This is a genomic window from Polynucleobacter sp. AM-26B4 (assembly GCF_018882285.1).
Taxonomy (GTDB): Bacteria; Pseudomonadota; Gammaproteobacteria; order Burkholderiales; family Burkholderiaceae; genus Polynucleobacter.
In genome coordinates, this window is sequence record NZ_JACVOT010000001.1 from 1,527,226 (window position 1) to 1,544,920 (window position 17,695).

The window sequence follows — 17,695 nt, forward strand, 5'->3', positions numbered from 1 at the left end:
GCCTAGTTAGAAATTGTAATTTTTGATAGTTAGTTTTTTATGAAGGAGTTCGTATGAACCATAAACGTCGTGAAGCACTGCGATTGACAGCGGTAATCGGTTTGATGGCTGCAACAGGCCTCATTTCTCAAGCAGAAGCTGCAGCATGGAATAAAGCTGCTTTTGAAGGCAAAACATTGGATGACGTGCTTAAGGCACTAGGTGGTTCTTCAGCTGACAAGTCTGGCGCAATCACAATCAACGCTCCTGATATTGCTGAAAACGGTGCAGTTGTGCCTGTGGGCGTGACTACAACAATGGCAAAAACACAACAAATCGCTATTTTGGTTGAGAAGAACCCAAGCGCATTGGCTGCTCAATTCATCATGACTGCTGACACAGAGCCATTCGTGGCTTCACGTGTGAAGATGGGTCAAACATCAAACGTTCACGCTTTGGTGAAGGCTGATGGCAAGTGGTTTGTATCGACTAAAGAAGTTAAGGTGACTTTGGGTGGTTGCGGCGGTTAATTCCCCCACACACAATTCATTTAACTAATCATATTTGTACTGAAAGGAAATAAAAATGGCAGATCCAATGCGCGTACGCGCCCAAGAGACTGGCGGTATTGTTGACGTTAAAGTGTTGATGAAACACGACATGGAAACAGGTCAACGTAAAGATTCATCTGGAAAAACTATTCCAGCACACCACATCACAACGATCACAGCTACTTGCAAAGGTAAGCAAGTGTTTCAGGGTGAGTTTGGCCCAGCTGTATCAAAAGATCCATTCTTGAACTTCAAGTTCAAGGGCGGCGCTAAGGGTGATGAGGTTAGCGTAACTTGGGTTGATAACAAGAACGACACTCGCACAGATAAAGCAAAAGTAAGCTAATAAGAAAAATAAGAAACCCGTCAATTGAGAGATTGACGGGTTTTTGTCAATATGAGGAGCAGGTAATGAAAAAAGCTATGAACAGTGCTTTATTAGTCTCTTTAAGCATGGTGGCAGGTCTTGCCATGGCTCAAAGTGCGACTGATGATATTGCTAAATATCGTGAAATGATCGCTGATGGCAATCCTTCTGAATTGTATGAGGCAGCTGGTGAAGACATTTGGTCAAAACCAATGGGACCTAAGAACGTCAGTTTAGAAAAGTGTGATCTTGGAAAGGGTCCAGGCGTTGTAAAAGGTGCATCAGCTCAGTTGCCACGTTACTTTAAAGATACTAATAAAGTGCAAGACTTGGAGTCACGCATCATCACTTGTATGGAAAAGCTACAAGGTTATGATGCCAAAGAAATCATCAATGCTGGCTTTGAAAAAGGTAAGCGCAAAGATGTTGAAGCCGTTGTTGCTTACGTTGTGACTGCATCTAAAGGCATGAAAATCAATGTGCCTGTGAAGCATCCAAAAGAAAAAGAAATGTACGCCATGGGTGAGAAGGCTTTCTTCTTCCAAGGTGGTCCAATGGACTTCTCATGCGCATCTTGCCATTCTGAAGATGGGAAGCGCATTCGTTTGCAAGACTTGCCTAACATCACTGATCAAAAAGGCGCTGCCTTAGGTTTTGGTTACTGGCCTGCTTATCGCGTATCGAGCGGAAACTTTTGGACCATGCAGCGTCGTTTGAATGACTGCTACCGTCAACAGCGTTTCCCTGAGCCAATTTACACATCAGACGTGACCATTGCCTTGTCTGTTTATATGGGCGCAAAAGCCAAAGATGGCGTGATTAATACACCAGGATTGAAGCGCTAAGTCGCGGGAGATAAATAATGAAAAAATTACATTTAATGATTTCAGCTGCACTAGTGGTGGCAGCCTCAACATCCGTGATGGCTCAAAGTAAATTTGAAAAAGATCATACAGCCAGTTTCAAGGCCAATGGTCAAGCTGGCATGGATCGTTTGGAGCGTGATGACACGCAAAAGTTTTGCTCTGATCCTGCTGCTCTTGCAGGCAAGGGTGATCCTAAGAAGCGTGAAGCAATTGAGAAAGCCAATATGGCCACCATCAAGCAACCTTCTGATGGCAAATACTTAGGCGATTGGAAAGAGGGCGAGAGAATTGCTCAAAGCGGTCGTGGTGCTACTTGGACAGATAAAGCAGGCACACCAAACGGTGGTGGTTGCTATAACTGTCACCAGATCAATAAGAAAGAAATTTCTCACGGCAACATTGGCCCTTCATTGTGGAACTACGGCAAGGTTCGTGGTAACTCTGATGCAGTGGTTCAGTACACATGGGGCAAGATTTATAACTCCAAGGCCTACAACGCATGCAGCAACATGCCTCGCATGGGCCACTACAAGTTGTTAACAGAAGAACAAATGCGTCACGTGATGGCTCTTTTGTTGGATCCAGCGTCACCAGTTAATCAGTAATTTGTATCAAATCAGGCCGCTATGCCATCGCGTCTAGCGGCCTTTTTATTTTTAAATAAGGTTTTTTATGTCAATGAATCGTAGAGAGTTTTTACAAGTATTAGCAGTTGCCTCAGCGGGTGGTATGGCCCTCAATACTGATTACGCGCAAGCTCAATCAGCGGCTAACAAGTTTTATGATTTGCCTCGTTTTGGTAATGTGCACTTTCTACACTTCACTGACTGTCACGCACAATTAAAGCCAATCTACTTCCGCGAGCCTGATGTGAACTTAGGCTTCGGTGATCAGTTTGGTAAAACACCTCACTTGGTGGGTGAGCATCTCTTGAAGGCTCACAACATCAAACCAAATACATTGGAAGCTCATGCTTTCACTTATTTGAACTTTGAAAAAGCAGCTGCGACTTACGGCAAGGTTGGTGGTTTTGCTCACTTGGCCACATTGGTCAAGAAAATGAAGAGTAACCGTCCGGGCGCATTGCTATTAGACGGCGGCGATACATGGCAAGGTTCAGGTACTGCTTTGTGGACCAATGGACAAGACATGGTGGATGCATGTTTGGCCTTGGGTGTAGACATCATGACGCCACACTGGGAGATGACTCTTGGTGAAGATCGCGTGAAAGAGATTGTTGAAAAAGATTTCAAAGGCAAGATTTCATTCTTGGCGCAAAACATCAAAACCAATGACTTCGGCGACCAGGTATTTGATCCGTATGTGATTCGTGAAATGAATGGTGTGAAAGTGGCTGTGATCGGTCAGGCTTTCCCTTACACCCCAATTGCCAATCCACGTTACATGGTGGCGAACTGGACCTTCGGCATTCAAGATGACAACATGCAGAAGATGGTCAATGAAGTTCGTGCCAAGGGTGCAAAAGTTGTGATTGTTTTATCTCACAACGGTATGGACGTGGACTTGAAGATGGCCAGTCGTGTGACTGGTATCGATGCAATCATGGGTGGTCACACGCATGATGGCGTACCAACCCCAGTGAAAGTGAAAAACTCAGGTGGCGTTACATTGGTGACGAACGCTGGTTCAAACGGTAAATACTTGGGTGTATTAGATTTCAAAGTGAACGGTGGCAAGATTGCTGATTTCCGTTACAAACTATTGCCAGTATTTTCAGACATGATTCCTGCTGATACAGCAATGAACAAATTGATTAATAAGATCCGCGCTCCTTACGAAACTAAGTTGGGTGAGAAGCTTGCAGTGACTGAAGGTACTTTGTACCGCCGTGGTAACTTTAACGGTAGCTTCGACCAATTGATTTTGGATGGTTTGATGGCTGTGAAAAATGCTGAAATTGCATTCTCACCAGGTTTCCGCTGGGGTACATCATTGTTACCAGGTCAAGCAATCACCATGGAGCACGTGCTTGATCAGACGGCGATTACTTATCCATGGACGACTGTGACCATGATGAAGGGCGACATGATCAAAACAGTTCTTGAAGATATTGCAGATAACTTGTTCAACCCTGATCCATACTACCAACAAGGTGGTGACATGGTGCGTGTGGGTGGCTTGCAGTACACGATCAATCCAAGTGGCGAAGCCAATAAGCGCATCAGCAATATGACGCTCAATGGCAAGTTGATCGATCCGAACAAGACCTACAAAGTGGCAGGTTGGGCTCCAGTGGCAGAAGAAGCAAAAGCTGCTGGTGGCGAGCCAATTTGGGATGTGATGGCTAAATACCTTCGCGATATTAAGACGGTTAAAGCCAAGCAGCTCAATATGCCGATCATTGAAGGCGCCAAAGGTAATCCTGGTTTCGCTGCATAAAACCATGAGATTCATGAATAAGACCAGCGATTCATTTAATGGCTGGTCTTTTTTCATTATTAGAAGTAATTTCAAAAGTACTTAAAAGTCTCGACAAAAAGCCCAGGCTTAGGGCTAATCGCCAAAAATGCCATAAAATGTCAGGCTTAAAAGGTCAAACCTCTATTTATGCCTGAAATTAACTTAAATTCCATAGCTAGCACCGTTCTCTGGGCCACATTTGTGGCGACTGTCCTTTTGGGCATCGTTTTACAGAAAACACGGTTTTGCACCATGGGTGCCATCACTGATATTGCCATCATGGGCGAGTGGACTCGCATGCGTCAATGGCTTTTAGCCATGGGAGTGGCAATCATTGGTGTGGGTGTCATGACCTCGATGGGCATGATTGACACCAGCAAATCAATCTATACCGGTTCACGCTTGACCTGGTTATCCACCATCGTGGGTTCAGTGATGTTTGGTTTTGGTATGGTTTTGGCTTCAGGCTGCGGTAGCAAAACTCTATTGCGCATTGGTTCAGGCAATCTAAAGTCTTTGGTGGTCTTTTTGACTTTGGCACTATCGTCATACATGACCTTAAGAGGAGTGTTTGGCGTTTTCAGAGTCAATACCACTGATACTGTGTTCATCACCTTATCAACACAACAGGATTTGCCAAGCGTGCTTGCGGCTTCGATGGGTATGGCCAAGGACACTTTGCAAATCAGCTTGGCGCTCGTCATGGGCGGTGCATTGATTTTATTTGCACTGATCAAAAAAGAATTCTGGAGCTTCAATAATCTCTTGGCTGGCTTCGGGGTTGGTGCTGCCGTCCTGTTGGTTTGGTGGATTTCAGGAGTCTTGGGTTATGTGGCCGAAGACCCAAATACTTTGGAAGAGGTTTTCATTGCAACCAACAGTGGTCGGATGGAAAGCTTAACGTATGTTGCGCCTTACGCCTACGTGATTGAGTGGCTGACATTCTTCAGCGATGCAAGCAGAAAAATAACTTTAGGTATTACTTCAGTCTTTGGCTTGGTTGTTGGTTCATTCATCTACTCAATCGTGACCAAAACATTCCATTGGGAAACTTTTAGAGATGCAGAAGACACCGGCAATCATTTGCTTGGCGGCGTCTTGATGGGTGTCGGTGGTGTGACTGCCTTTGGTTGCACGATTGGTCAGGGCTTGACCGGTATTTCAACATTGGCCATCAGTTCATTCATTGCCATTGCAGGGTTTATTGTGGGTGCCACATTGGCCATGAAGTATTTGCAATTGAGAATGCTTCCACCACCTTGCGAACCAGTTTTAGGCAGTAATCACACAAATCAACATTCAAACACTGGAGGATGTGGCATGCCACTTCAAATCGCTTGTCATACAGATCAATTTGGTACTTTGGGACAAATCACTGCGCATGATGTTGCTGAAATCGCTCGCCAAGGTTACAAATCAATCATCAATAATCGCCCAGATGGCGAGGCCGGTCCGCAGCAACCTGTGAGTGCTGAAATTGAAATGGCAGCAAAAGCACTTGGCCTCAATTACGCTTACTTGCCAGTGGTCAGCGGTCAAATCACTTTAGAGCAAGCCCAAGAAATGGCTCGCTTGCTAGAGACCATGCCCGGTCCTGTTTTGGCCTTCTGTCGCTCAGGTGCCAGATCAACTAATTTGTTCATGTTGGCTCAGCAGGTCGGTTGATTAGTTGGAGTTAACTCTCATAGGGATCGCTCTTGGCATTTTTGTTGGAGTGATCTTAGGTTTGACAGGTGCGGGTGGTGCTATTTTGTCTGTGCCACTCTTGGGATTCTTCATGCATCTGGAGGTTGCTCAAGCCGCCCCCATCGGATTAATGGCGGTGGCTTTGTCTTCTGGCTTGGGTGCTTACCTGGGCTTCACCGCAAAAATACTCAGGTACAAAGCCGCGCTGTTAATTGCTTGCGCGGGCTTGATTTTGTCACCCATCGGAATTTGGTTGGCACACCAATTACCCAACTGGCCCTTGGTTTTGATTTTTGCCATGATTCTTTTGCTGGTCGCTAAGAACATGTGGACTCAGGCCAAAAGAGAATTGGCCGGTATTGAAGAGGCGCTTGGTCCACCATGCCAACTCGATCAAACCATCGGTAAGCTCACCTGGACATTGCCTTGTGCCAGAGCCCTTTTTAGTTCAGGAGCTCTTGCTGGATTTTTCTCTGGTTTGCTAGGGGTGGGCGGGGGTTTCATCATTGTTCCTGCCTTGAGGAAATTCACAGATCTGCCCATTAAATCAATCGTAGCAACTTCTTTGGGTGTTCTCACGATCATTTCAACGGGTGGTGTGCTGTTTTCTAACTTTTATGGTGCGATGAATTGGTCTTTGGCTTGGCCATTTTCCGTAGGATCCATATTGGGGCTGCTGATTGGTCGACAGCTGGTCAAGAGCATTTCTGGGCCTAGGGTTCAGCAAGCTTTTGCAATCTTTGCTATCTTGATTGCTATGACGATGCTGATCAAATTAACTTTCTAAATGAACACCGAAGCTTCTCAAGCCAAAACCGTTTGGTTGATGAGGCGCAACTGTTCCTTTACGCCCAAGCAAGTCGGTATTTTCTATTTATCCATGGTGTGTTTTTCAGGCCTGATCACCACTTATTTTTGGTGGATAGGTGCTTGGATGGTCGTGCCATTCACTTTGATTGAGTTATCAGTCTTAGGCATTGCATTGTTGATTTATGCCAGGCATGCCAGGGATTACGAAAAAATCACATTACAGAATTCAGAACTAATCATTGAATTGAATTTGGGGTACAAGAAATCCCTGACACAATGGAATGCCCCGTGGGTGAGAGTCAAAGACCCTGAGTCCTTGCATGACCGAAAAAAGGATTTGGTCATTTTGGAAAGTGGTGCACAAACCATATCGATTGGTCAATTCATTTTGGCTGAAAAAAGGCATGATTTAGCCAAAGAAATCAGGCAGGCACTGAAGCTTTGCTTGCATTAAAATGGTGGGATGAACCGACCGCTCTTTAAATCACTTGCACTCATCACATCGATACTTATTCTTTCGGCGTGTGGCAAAGGCCCTGATCAGGCACCCCTTCCTAGATTAGTGAAAGTAGTGGTCTTGGGGCAGGCCAGTGATGCGGTTACTGAAGTTGGAGTAATCAAAGACCCAGGTGTTCTGCGCTTTGATGCCAGCGGCAAAGTGATGGAGGTTCTTGCTAAATCCGGTGATTCAGTTTTACCTGGTCAATCGCTGGCTCGCATCATTCCTAACAGCGTATCTTCTGAATCCTCTGTGATGATCAGTTATCGCGCTGCAAAAGCAGAGCTCCAATCAGCAGAGGCTGACTTTAAAAGATACGCTGATTTAAAAAATAAAAACTTCATCTCAGCCTCTGAGTTTGATCGTCGTGTTGCGGCCATTGAATCAGCCCGCGCCAAATATGAACAATCGATTGAGAACATTGGCTTTGTGACTTTAAGAGCTTTGGAAGGTGGCAAAGTTTCTCAGATGAACATCGCTGTTGGTCAGGTGGTCAGCAATCAAGATGTGGTCGGAAAAATCAGCACAGATAAAACAAGCAAGAAGATTGAAAATAATAACAATGGCAATGCCACTTCTAAATCTTCATTCAAGATTCCAACAACCGCCATTCACAGTGATGGCGTGAGTGTTTTCAAGCTAACACTTGATCAAGGCTCTCAATCAACCGGCAAGATCAGTGCTGTCAAGCTTGTATTGGGCAAGATTGATGATCAATCTGCTGAACTGGTGAGTGGCTTGGTGGCGGGTGATATTGTGATTGCCACTGGATGGCATGCCTTGAGTGAAGGCCAACAAGTCAGAATCGCCATCACTGAAAAGGCTCAGTGATGAGCCCTGATCGTTTCAATTTATCGCGCTGGGCGATTCAAAATAGTGCGCTGACGCGCTACTTGATGATTGCCTTGGTTTTGCTGGGCATCGGTTCTTATTTCCAGTTAGGCCAAGACGAGGATCCACCGTTTGCTTTTAGAGCCATGGTGATACGTACTTTTTGGCCTGGAGCAACTGCGATTCAAGTATCTGATCAAGTCACCAATAAGATTGAACGAACTTTGCAAGAAGTGCCAAGCATTGACAAGATCAGAAGCTTTTCTCATCCTGGCGAATCAATGGTCATATTTTTTGCCAAAGACAGCACGCCTGCCAAAGAGATACCAAATCTTTTTTACACCGTTCGTAAAAAAGTAAATGATTCAAAATCCTATTTACCGATGGGCGTACAAGGCCCATATTTTGATGATGATTTTGGCGACACTTACGGTGTTATCTATGCGATGTCTGCGAAGGGATATACACCCCGTGAAGTGAGAGACTTCACAACTCAAATCAGGCAACGTTTATTACAAGTCAAAGACGTTGGCAAAGTGAACGTGTATGGCTTACAGGATGAAATGGTGTACGTTGAATTGTCTCGTAAAAAGATGGCTCAGTATGGTTTGTCACCAGCAGTGGTGGCGCAGCAATTGAACCAACAAAATGCCATTGAAACTGGTGGCATTATTGAATCAAGCTCTTTTTCAATGCCCATTCGTGTGGGTGGACCCTTTGAAAATGTTGCAGACATCAAAGCAATGCCATTGCGTGCGCCATCAGGTGCATCGATTCGTTTAGGCGACATTGCCGAGGTTCGTCGTGATGTGATCAATCCAGCTCAAAGTAAAGTTCGCTTTCAGGGTGAAGAGCTGGTGGCTTTGGGTATATCAATGGCCAAGGGCGGAGACATTGTTGAGCTTGGCAAAACTTTGACCAAAGCCAGTCAGTTAATTGAAAAAGACTTACCTGCGGGTGTGACCTTGTCTTTGATTCAAGATCAGCCCAAAGTGGTGGCCAGTTCAGTTAAAGAATTTTTAATGACTTTGCTAGAAGCATTGATCATTGTGTTGGCTGTTAGTTTGTTGGCCCTTGGTTTGCATCGACATCCTTGGAGGATTGATCCAAGACCTGGTTTGGTGGTGGCCATCAGTATTCCTTTGGTGATGGCAGTGACTTTTTTAATCATGCATTTGGCCGGTGTGGGTTTGCATAAGATTTCTTTGGGTTCATTGATCATTGCTCTTGGGCTCTTGGTTGATGATGCCATCATCGTTGTAGAAATGATGGTGCGTAAGATGGAAGAGGGCTACGATCGCATGAAGGCGGTGACAGCTGCTTATGAGCTGACTGCCATGCCGATGTTGACGGGTACTTTGATCACAGCGGTTGGCTTTCTACCAATCGGTATTGCCAAGTCGGCCGTTGGTGAATACACCTTTGCCATTTTTGCGGTCACTGCTGCTGCTCTGATCATTTCTTGGTTTGTATCAGTTTTGTTTGTGCCGTACTTGGGATTCTTGCTATTAAAGAAGCCAGCTCATGCCACTCCTGAGGGTGGCCAGCATGAACATTTTGATACACCGTTCTATGAACGTTTCAGAGTGGTTGTTGCATGGTGCATCGATCATCGTAAAAAAGCCATCATGGCAACGATTGCAACTTTTGTGCTTGGCATTGTTGGCATGAGTCAAGTACAACAACAGTTTTTCCCGGATTCATCTCGCCCTGAAATTTTGGTCGATATATTTTTGGCTGAAGGTTCTAGTTTTGAAGCCACTGAAGCTGTCGCCAAAAAAATCGAAGCAAAAATTTTGGAGCAGCAAGGGGTGCAATCTGTCACGATGTGGATTGGCAATGGAGCACCAAGATTCTTTTTACCGTTAGATATTATTTTCCCAAGATCGAATGCGGCTCAAGCAGTGATCGTGGCTGACTTACGTCATCGTGATCGCCTCAATCAAGTCTTACCGCGCATCTTGGAAGACGCTGCTCCTGAAGCAAGGCTGCGCGTCAAGCTTCTACCGAATGGTCCACCTGTGACTTATCCAGTTGAGTTCAGGGTCACGGGCGATGACCCCATCAAGTTAAGAACTGAGGCAAATCGCTTTATCGATGTCATGCGTCAGTCATCGCTTGTCTACGGCGTAAAAGATAACTGGAATGAAAACCAAGCAGTGGCCAAAATTGATGTGGATGCAGCCAAAGCTCGTGAGTTAGGTGTGCCACCTCAAGTGATTGCACAAACATTGGCCAGTCATTTTGGTGGAGTCACGATTGGACAATATCGTGAGGGTGATTTATTGGCACCGATTGTCTTGCGTTTGCCTCGTGCAGAGCGCAATCAGATCAGTGATCTCAATGAAACCATGTTGACCACAGTCAGCGGTCAATCAATCCCCTTGGGTCGTATTGCAAACGTGAACGTGGTCTGGGAACCCGCCACAATTTGGCGTGAGAATCGCGAATACGCCATCACTCTTCAAGCAGATGTGATCCCCGGTGTTCAAGGCCCCACTGCAACAGAAGAGTTATACAAAGAATTCAAACCATTGATGGCCAAATTACCACCGGGTTACAAAGTGGACATTGGTGGCTCTGTAGAAGAAAGTTCGCGCGGCCAAGATTCCATCAATGCCGGTATACCGGTGATGCTTTTCATCACATTCACATTGTTGGTGATTCAGTTGCGCAGCAGCTCACGAGCCTTCTTGGTGGTCTTGACAGCACCCTTGGGTATCTCAGGCGTGGCTTTGACCTTGCTTCTGTTCAATAAGCCATTTGGCTTTGTTGCATTGTTAGGTTTCATTGCTTTACTTGGAATGATCATGCGTAACTCAGTGATTTTGATTGATCAAATTGAGCAGGGTCGTGCTGCCGGCATGCCAGCAAGAGAAGCGATCATTCATGCTTGCGTCACACGCTACAGACCAATCATCTTGACCGCAGCCGCGGCAGTCTTGGCGATGATTCCTTTGTCCCGCAGTGTGTTCTGGGGTCCGATGGCGATTGCGATCATGGGTGGCTTGATGGTGGCAACTGCTTTGACTTTATTGGCCTTGCCAGCAATGTACGCTGCGTGGTTCAAAATTGATAAAAATACGGCTTAAGATACAAACTAAATACATTAGCGATATAAAGATTCATTCACATGCGTATTCCAATTCCTGAAGAAAAAACATTCGTTCATGAATCCATCATCCCCATTCGTTGGGGTGACATGGATGCCTTTGGTCATGTGAACAATGCCGTGTACTTTCGTTATATCGAACAAGCCCGCATCAATTGGTTGGACAGCCTAGGGCTTAACTTTGCGCAGGATCAGCAGGGCGTTGTGGTGGTGAATGCTTTTTGTAACTTCATGAAGCCCGTGGAGTACCCAGCAGATCTTGTGATCAAAACTTACATTGCCAACCCAACGCGGGTAGGTTTGGATACCTTCAATGTGATGTCTTTAGCAAATGATCCTGATACTGTTCGAGCAACATCAGGTGCAACGATTGTTTGGGTAGACTTTAAGACCCAAAAAGCGGCTTCTTGGCCGCCTGAATTAAAAGCCAAGTTGGCTATCTAAAAACTCAATAAATTAGCAACCCTGGACGGTTTACTCTGGTTTCTTCAAAAGAGAAGCCAAGAGAGGGTTGAGTTTTTTCTCAGAATTCTTTTTATTCGCACCCTTTGGCTTGGGGGCTGAATTCTTCATTTGGTTGGCCACGGCCAATCCCGCGTTCTTATAAAGGTCTGTTTTCTTCATGGGGGTATTTAATTAAATCATTGATTTATATGATTTTTTTATTTTAATCTGCCTATTGATGTATTAGCAACTAATTTAGGCTATTTTGTCATTATATGAAGTGCAATCTCTTGCCAGAAACCTAAGTCTTATATAAGATATAAGTCTTGAAGATTGCTTGTTATTTGCCTAAAAAGAGAGGGAAACACCATGTTGAAAGCCTATCGTGATCATGTTGCCGAGCGCGCAGCTCTAGGTATTCCACCATTGCCATTGTCAGCTCAGCAGACTGGCGAGTTGATTGAGTTGCTAAAGAATCCACCAAAAGGTGAAGATGCAACTTTGGTTGAGTTGATCACTCACCGCGTTCCAGCTGGTGTTGATGATGCGGCCAAGGTAAAAGCCTCTTACTTGGCTGCAGTTGCTTTTGGCAAAGAAAAAACACCATTGATCACACGTGAAACAGCGACTCAGTTGCTAGGCACGATGCTTGGTGGTTACAACATCTCTCCACTCATTGATTTATTGGATGACGCCACAGTAGGCGGTATCGCTGCTGAAGGATTGAAGAAAACATTGTTGATGTTTGATCAATTCCACGACGTTAAAGAAAAGGCTGACAAAGGTAATGCCAACGCTAAGGCTGTATTGCAAAGCTGGGCTGATGCTGAATGGTTCACAAGCCGTCCTGAAGTTCCACAAAGCATGACTTTGACCGTGTTCAAAGTGACAGGCGAAACCAACACTGACGATTTATCTCCAGCACCTGACGCATGGAGCCGTCCTGACATCCCATTGCATGCATTAGCGATGTTGAAAAACCCACGTGAAGGCATCGAACCTCAAGAAGCTGGCAAAGTTGGCCCGATCAAGCAATTGGCTGCTTTACAAGCCAAAGGTAACTTGGTTGCCTATGTTGGTGACGTTGTTGGTACAGGCTCATCACGTAAATCAGCTACTAACTCAGTGTTGTGGTTCACAGGTGAAGACATTCCTTACGTGCCTAACAAGCGTTTTGGTGGTGTTTGTTTGGGCACCAAGATTGCTCCGATTTTCTACAACACCATGGAAGATGCTGGCGCCTTGCCGATTGAGCTAGACGTTAACAACATGAACATGGGTGATGTGATTGAGTTGCGTCCTTATGAAGGTAAAGCACTCAAGGATGGCAAAGTGATTGCTGAGTTCAAGGTGAAGTCAGATGTTCTATTTGATGAAGTGCGTGCCGGTGGCCGTATTCCATTGATCATTGGTCGTGGTTTAACGACCAAAGCTCGTGAAGCTTTGGGCTTACCAGTGTCAACATTGTTCCGCTTGCCAACCAATCCTCAAGATTCTGGAAAAGGTTTCTCATTGGCACAGAAGATGGTTGGTCGCGCATGTGGCTTGCCTGAAGGCAAGGGCGTTCGTCCAGGCACATACTGTGAGCCTAAGATGACAACTGTGGGTTCTCAAGACACCACAGGTCCAATGACTCGTGACGAATTAAAAGATTTGGCATGTTTAGGTTTCTCATCAGACATGGTGATGCAATCTTTCTGCCACACAGCCGCTTATCCAAAACCAGTGGATGTGAAGATGCACCATGAGTTGCCTGACTTCATCAGCACCCGTGGTGGTGTTGCTTTGCGTCCGGGTGATGGCGTGATTCACTCTTGGTTAAACCGTTTGTTATTGCCTGACACAGTTGGTACAGGTGGTGACTCTCACACACGTTTCCCAATCGGTATTTCATTCCCAGCAGGTTCAGGTTTGGTAGCGTTTGCTGCAGCCACTGGTGTGATGCCTTTGGATATGCCTGAGTCTGTGTTGGTTCGCTTCAAAGGCAAAATGCAGCCAGGCGTCACATTGCGTGACTTGGTGAATGCGATTCCTTTGTATGCGATCAAGCAAGGTTTGTTGACGGTTGAGAAAAAGGGTAAGAAAAACATTTTCTCTGGCCGTATTCTAGAAATCGAAGGTTTGCCTGATCTTAAAGTTGAGCAAGCATTTGAATTGTCAGACGCATCTGCTGAGCGTTCTGCAGCGGGTTGTACAGTTCACTTGAACAAAGACCCAATCATTGAATACATGACCAGCAACATCACATTGATGAAGTGGATGATTGCCAATGGTTACTCAGATGCACGCACATTGGGTCGTCGTATCAAGGCGATGGAAGCATGGTTGGCAAAACCAGAACTACTCAAGGGTGATGCTGATGCTGAATACGCAGCAGTGATTGAAATTGATTTGGCCGATGTTCATGAGCCAATCGTGGCATGCCCGAACGACCCTGATGATGTGAAGACATTGTCTGAAGTGTCTGGCGCGAAAATTGATGAAGTGTTCATCGGTTCTTGCATGACCAACATCGGTCACTTCCGTGCTGCTTCTAAATTGCTTGAAGGCAAGCGTGATATTCCTGTGAAATTGTGGGTTGCTCCTCCAACTAAGATGGACGCACAGCAGTTAACAGAAGAAGGTCACTACGGTGTTTTAGGTGGCGCAGGTGCACGCATGGAAATGCCAGGTTGTTCATTGTGCATGGGTAACCAAGCGCAAGTTCGCGAAGGTGCTACTGTGATGTCAACATCAACACGTAACTTCCCGAATCGTTTAGGTAAAAATACATTTGTTTACTTGGGTTCAGCTGAGTTGGCATCTATTTGCTCTAAATTGGGTCGCATCCCGACCAAAGAAGAGTACATGGCTGACATGGGCGTTCTCAATGCAAGCGGAGCTGAAATCTACAAATACATGAACTTTGATCAAATCAAAGGTTTCAGTGATGTAGCAAAAACAGTTGATGCTTAAACATTGATCTTAAGAGCAACATTAAAAGGGGCTTTCTTCGGAAAGCCCCTTTTTTCATCTTGGCTGAAAAAATCATCGTGAACGGGTATGCTAGTGATACTTTATTAATTGATGCATGACATGTTCAAGTTCTCTGACTTAACAATTCCAGTGATACAGGCGCCGATGGCAGGTGGGGTTAATACGCCAGCATTGGTATCAGCTGTCTCTGATGCAGGGGGCTTGGGTAGTTTTGGTTTTGCCTATTCGAGTCCAGAAAAAATTGATGCTGATTTAAAAGCCACCAAAGCACTCATCAAAAAAGTACCGAACACCAGGATCAATGCCAATTTTTTTGTTTTCAAAGAACCAGTGATGCCTGCTGTAGAAGAGCAGCAACAAGCATTGAGCGACTTAAAAGATGTGGTGGATTCATTGGGTGTGACTGTGGCTACTCCAAAGTCACCATACATTCCAGATTTACAAAGCATGCTTGAACCGATTTGGGTTCATCAACCAGAAGTACTGACCTTTCATTTTGGTTTGCCACCTCAAGAGCTGATTGAAAGAGCTCATTCTTTAGGTATCAGCGTAGGTGTCACTGCCACTTCTTTAGAAGAAGCTCTGATGATCCAATCGGCGGATGTTGATTTTGTCGTGGCTCAAGGGATTGAAGCGGGTGGTCATCGGGGCATCTTTGATCCTCATGGTGTTGATCAACAACTGGCAGTGAGAGATTTGGTTCAAGAACTGGACAAGCATCTGCAAATACCGATTGTGGCGGCCGGTGGACTCATGGATGGTCGAGATGTTCGCAACATCATTCAATCTGGTGCATCAGCGGCGCAAATGGGCACCGCATTCTTGGCGACTAATGAGGCGGGCTCAAGCCCAGCTCATCGTCGTTTTGTATTGACCAAGCATGAACTAGGCACCGCTTTTACTAGGGCCTTCTCGGGCCGTCCTGCACAAGGCGTTAAAAATAAATACATGTCATTGATGGAAGGTAAAACATATTTACCATTTCCTGTGCAAAACAATATGACTGCTCCGATGAGGCAATGGGCAGCACAAAATGATCAAGGCGATTACCAAAGCCTTTGGGCTGGAACTGAATATGCCAGAGCTCGTGCCATGTCAGTTGCAGAATTGATGGCAAGCTTATTGAATGAATATCAAGCGGCAGGGAGGTAAGTATGAGTACTCAGAATCCTCAGCAGGTTGAACATCAATTGCAAGCTTGGTTGGATGGCACGGGTCCTTCAACTGAATTGATTCAGGCATTTCGACTCTTTTGTAAAGACAGTCAGTTACCCGAGAAATACGGCGTGGCTCTTGAGAATGTTTTATCCAGGGTGGAGTCATCATCACTCTTCACTGAAGAAAGTTGCTCCTTTAGTAAAAAAGACCTGGCCAATGCTCTGAGCATTTGGTTGGAAAAAGTTCAGCAGTATCAAGCCAAGGAACATCCATGATCAAGCGACTCCTGCAGTCGACTGTTTGCGTAGCCACTTTGCTCGTAATTAATCCCATTGCAGCTTTGGAGTTTTCTGACATTGCCAATGAAGGCGAAATCAAATATTTAAAAACCCGTCCTGATCCAGGCGCCTACAGCTATGAATCAAGGGTGATGATCAGTCCGCAAAGTCTAGATTCTGGGATTGTGACCATTGCCACCTGTCATCGTCAATTAGATCCCATCAGAAAAGTGGTGATTGTTTTTAATGAGAATAGAATCAAAAAAATCTCAGTCAAATCTTTGGAAAAAATGAACTCAGCTGAAGTTAAAGACAGCCGTGTGACTCTCACCGATGTCGAGCGTGGAGCTTCCATTTGCATTGATTTGGAATCAAGGGCCTTAGACAAGTTGTCGCAAGATCAATACATGTTGAACGCTGGTCCTTTGATGCGTCGCTACTTTGATGGCTATTTGCCGATGAGTGCGGTCTTGCGCGTTGATTGGCCCAAAAATATGCTGACGCTCGAAAAAACATTCCCTGTGGCACAAGATGGGGTGAAGATTGCACAGGGCATTGATGGCGTACAACTAGATATGATCTTTGCAGGCAAGATGACCGCGCAAATTCATTTAAAGAAAGCTCAGTAAAAACTTACTCGATCAATTTCGATTGAGCTCTTCGCTCAAGCGCTTCCTTGCATTATTTAACTTAGTCCAATGAAGTATTGAAAATACAAACATCGGGATCAAGGCAACAAAAATCAATTTAGGGATAAAGATTGCTGCCCAGCAACAACCCATGGCAATGCCATAGGTATAACCAGTATCAATCGGCTGGCTGACTCTCTGGCTTTCATACATTCGAAGAAAGCCAGTCTTGATCGATTTGAGTAAAAAGAAGAACCAAATCACATTGAAAACAGGGATGAGCAGCAACCAAGCCATGCCCGGTGATTGAGTCCTGTATTCAGGGTCAATCGCCTTGATGGTTTTGCTGATGGCCCTGATGTAAAAAACAAAAGTAACAAAAGGGATGATGATCAAGAAGGCGGCAAACAAATTATTACTCCTGTGTCTCTTTTTATAAGAAAATACCACGTATTCATCTTAAAGAATCATTACTCATTATGTCTATACTTTTAAACGCACAAGAAACTCAATTGGTTTTGGTTGATTATCAAAGCAAATTAATGCCAGTGATTCATCAGGCAGAGCAGGTATTGGCCAATGCGGTGCGCTTGGCAAAAATTGCCAAGTTATTACAGTTGCCCATCATTGGCACTGAGCAAAACCCAGACAAGCTAGGGCCTAATGATGCTCAGCTGAAAGCTCTTTGCCAGAAAACTCTGACCAAGATGTATTTTGGTGCTTGCGCGGATGGTTTGGTTGATGAGTTAAGAGCTCCGCCAAAACCCATGGGTAATGCCAGAAGTTTGCCCAAGCACATCCAGCGCAAACAAGAAGATCAAAGTGAGAAAAACACCATTTTGATCGCAGGATGTGAGACCCATGTTTGTTTATTACAAACTGCTTTAGGTTTGCTTGATGAAGAGTTCGATGTGTGGGTTGTGACCGATGCTTGCAGTTCTCGCACAGAAGCTAATCGTGATGCTGCCTTTGATCGCTTGGCATCCAACGGTGCTGAGCTGGTGACAACTGAGATGGTGGTCTTTGAGCTCTTGCAGTCTTGTGAGCATCCTCAGTTCAAAGAAGGCTTGGCGCTCATCAAGTAATAC

The 17,695-nt window shown here is 45.2% G+C and carries 18 protein-coding genes and 1 pseudogene; 17 read left to right on the top strand and 2 right to left on the bottom strand.

Annotated features, from left to right (window positions below):
- The first annotated feature begins 53 nt into the window (after positions 1-53).
- The 12 genes and pseudogenes from soxY to ICE88_RS07870 all read left to right on the top strand — a co-directional run bounded on the left by soxY (position 54) and on the right by ICE88_RS07870 (position 11,566).
- Positions 54-509: a thiosulfate oxidation carrier protein SoxY gene (soxY, locus tag ICE88_RS07815; protein ID WP_216251401.1), complete on the top strand. Its 456-nt coding sequence runs from the start codon at positions 54-56 to the stop codon at positions 507-509.
- Between the two features lie 55 nt (positions 510-564).
- Entirely contained in the window at positions 565-876 is a 312-nt protein-coding gene (gene soxZ, locus ICE88_RS07820) for a thiosulfate oxidation carrier complex protein SoxZ (protein WP_089515824.1), read from the top strand.
- A 65-nt stretch (positions 877-941) separates the two neighbouring features.
- A complete protein-coding gene (gene soxA, locus ICE88_RS07825; RefSeq protein ID WP_216251405.1) occupies positions 942-1,742 on the top strand; it encodes a sulfur oxidation c-type cytochrome SoxA in 801 nt (266 codons plus the stop codon).
- A 17-nt stretch (positions 1,743-1,759) separates the two neighbouring features.
- Positions 1,760-2,368, top strand: a complete 609-nt coding sequence (gene soxX / locus ICE88_RS07830; RefSeq protein ID WP_216251407.1) for a sulfur oxidation c-type cytochrome SoxX — start codon at positions 1,760-1,762, stop codon at positions 2,366-2,368.
- Between the two features lie 73 nt (positions 2,369-2,441).
- Complete coding sequence (gene soxB / locus ICE88_RS07835; protein ID WP_216251970.1) at positions 2,442-4,163, top strand: thiosulfohydrolase SoxB; 1,722 nt, start codon at positions 2,442-2,444, stop codon at positions 4,161-4,163.
- Positions 4,164-4,331: 168 nt separating this feature from the next.
- Positions 4,332-5,417, top strand: a pseudogene (locus tag ICE88_RS07840) (YeeE/YedE family protein); the annotation flags it as partial.
- 87 nt (positions 5,418-5,504) lie between these two features.
- A complete protein-coding gene (locus tag ICE88_RS07845; protein WP_216251972.1) occupies positions 5,505-5,849 on the top strand; it encodes a TIGR01244 family sulfur transferase in 345 nt (114 codons plus the stop codon).
- Between the two features lie 4 nt (positions 5,850-5,853).
- Positions 5,854-6,657: a sulfite exporter TauE/SafE family protein gene (locus ICE88_RS07850; RefSeq protein WP_216251410.1), complete on the top strand. Its 804-nt coding sequence runs from the start codon at positions 5,854-5,856 to the stop codon at positions 6,655-6,657.
- Positions 6,658-7,134, top strand: a complete 477-nt coding sequence (locus ICE88_RS07855; protein WP_216251412.1) for a DUF2244 domain-containing protein — start codon at positions 6,658-6,660, stop codon at positions 7,132-7,134.
- A gap of 9 nt (positions 7,135-7,143) precedes the next feature.
- Positions 7,144-8,010: an efflux RND transporter periplasmic adaptor subunit gene (locus tag ICE88_RS07860; protein WP_216251415.1), complete on the top strand. Its 867-nt coding sequence runs from the start codon at positions 7,144-7,146 to the stop codon at positions 8,008-8,010.
- A complete protein-coding gene (locus ICE88_RS07865) occupies positions 8,010-11,102 on the top strand; it encodes an efflux RND transporter permease subunit (RefSeq protein WP_216251419.1) in 3,093 nt (1,030 codons plus the stop codon). Before ICE88_RS07860 ends, ICE88_RS07865 begins: the two co-directional genes overlap by 1 nt.
- Positions 11,103-11,143: 41 nt before the next feature.
- Positions 11,144-11,566, top strand: a complete 423-nt coding sequence (locus tag ICE88_RS07870) for a thioesterase family protein (RefSeq protein ID WP_216251420.1) — start codon at positions 11,144-11,146, stop codon at positions 11,564-11,566.
- A 30-nt stretch (positions 11,567-11,596) separates the two neighbouring features.
- Here the strand turns inward: ICE88_RS07870 and ICE88_RS07875 are convergent, their stop codons facing one another.
- A complete protein-coding gene (locus tag ICE88_RS07875; RefSeq protein ID WP_215289637.1) occupies positions 11,597-11,746 on the bottom strand; it encodes a hypothetical protein in 150 nt (49 codons plus the stop codon).
- A gap of 189 nt (positions 11,747-11,935) precedes the next feature.
- Between ICE88_RS07875 and acnB the strand changes: the two genes are divergently transcribed.
- The 4 genes from acnB (at position 11,936) to ICE88_RS07895 (ending at position 16,607) form a co-directional block, all read left to right on the top strand.
- Positions 11,936-14,521 carry a bifunctional aconitate hydratase 2/2-methylisocitrate dehydratase gene (gene acnB / locus ICE88_RS07880; RefSeq protein WP_216251423.1) on the top strand — a complete coding sequence of 862 codons (2,586 nt, stop codon included), beginning with the start codon at positions 11,936-11,938 and terminating at the stop codon, positions 14,519-14,521.
- A 120-nt stretch (positions 14,522-14,641) separates the two neighbouring features.
- On the top strand, positions 14,642-15,694 hold the full coding sequence (locus ICE88_RS07885) for a nitronate monooxygenase family protein (RefSeq protein WP_216251426.1): 1,053 nt from the start codon (positions 14,642-14,644) through the stop codon (positions 15,692-15,694).
- Between the two features lie 2 nt (positions 15,695-15,696).
- The gene (locus ICE88_RS07890) at positions 15,697-15,975 is read left to right on the top strand and encodes a hypothetical protein (protein ID WP_216251429.1); all 279 of its coding nucleotides are present in this window, start codon (positions 15,697-15,699) and stop codon (positions 15,973-15,975) included.
- Complete coding sequence (locus ICE88_RS07895) at positions 15,972-16,607, top strand: hypothetical protein (RefSeq protein WP_216251431.1); 636 nt, start codon at positions 15,972-15,974, stop codon at positions 16,605-16,607. The genes ICE88_RS07890 and ICE88_RS07895 overlap by 4 nt, the downstream gene beginning before the upstream one ends.
- A gap of 12 nt (positions 16,608-16,619) precedes the next feature.
- Here the strand turns inward: ICE88_RS07895 and ICE88_RS07900 are convergent, their stop codons facing one another.
- Positions 16,620-17,018, bottom strand: a complete 399-nt coding sequence (locus ICE88_RS07900) for a hypothetical protein (RefSeq protein ID WP_216251435.1) — start codon at positions 17,016-17,018, stop codon at positions 16,620-16,622.
- Between the two features lie 74 nt (positions 17,019-17,092).
- Between ICE88_RS07900 and ICE88_RS07905 the strand changes: the two genes are divergently transcribed.
- Positions 17,093-17,692 (top strand): isochorismatase family protein, encoded by a 600-nt coding sequence (locus ICE88_RS07905; RefSeq protein WP_216251976.1) that lies wholly within the window; start codon positions 17,093-17,095, stop codon positions 17,690-17,692.
- The last annotated feature ends 3 nt before the right edge of the window (positions 17,693-17,695 follow it).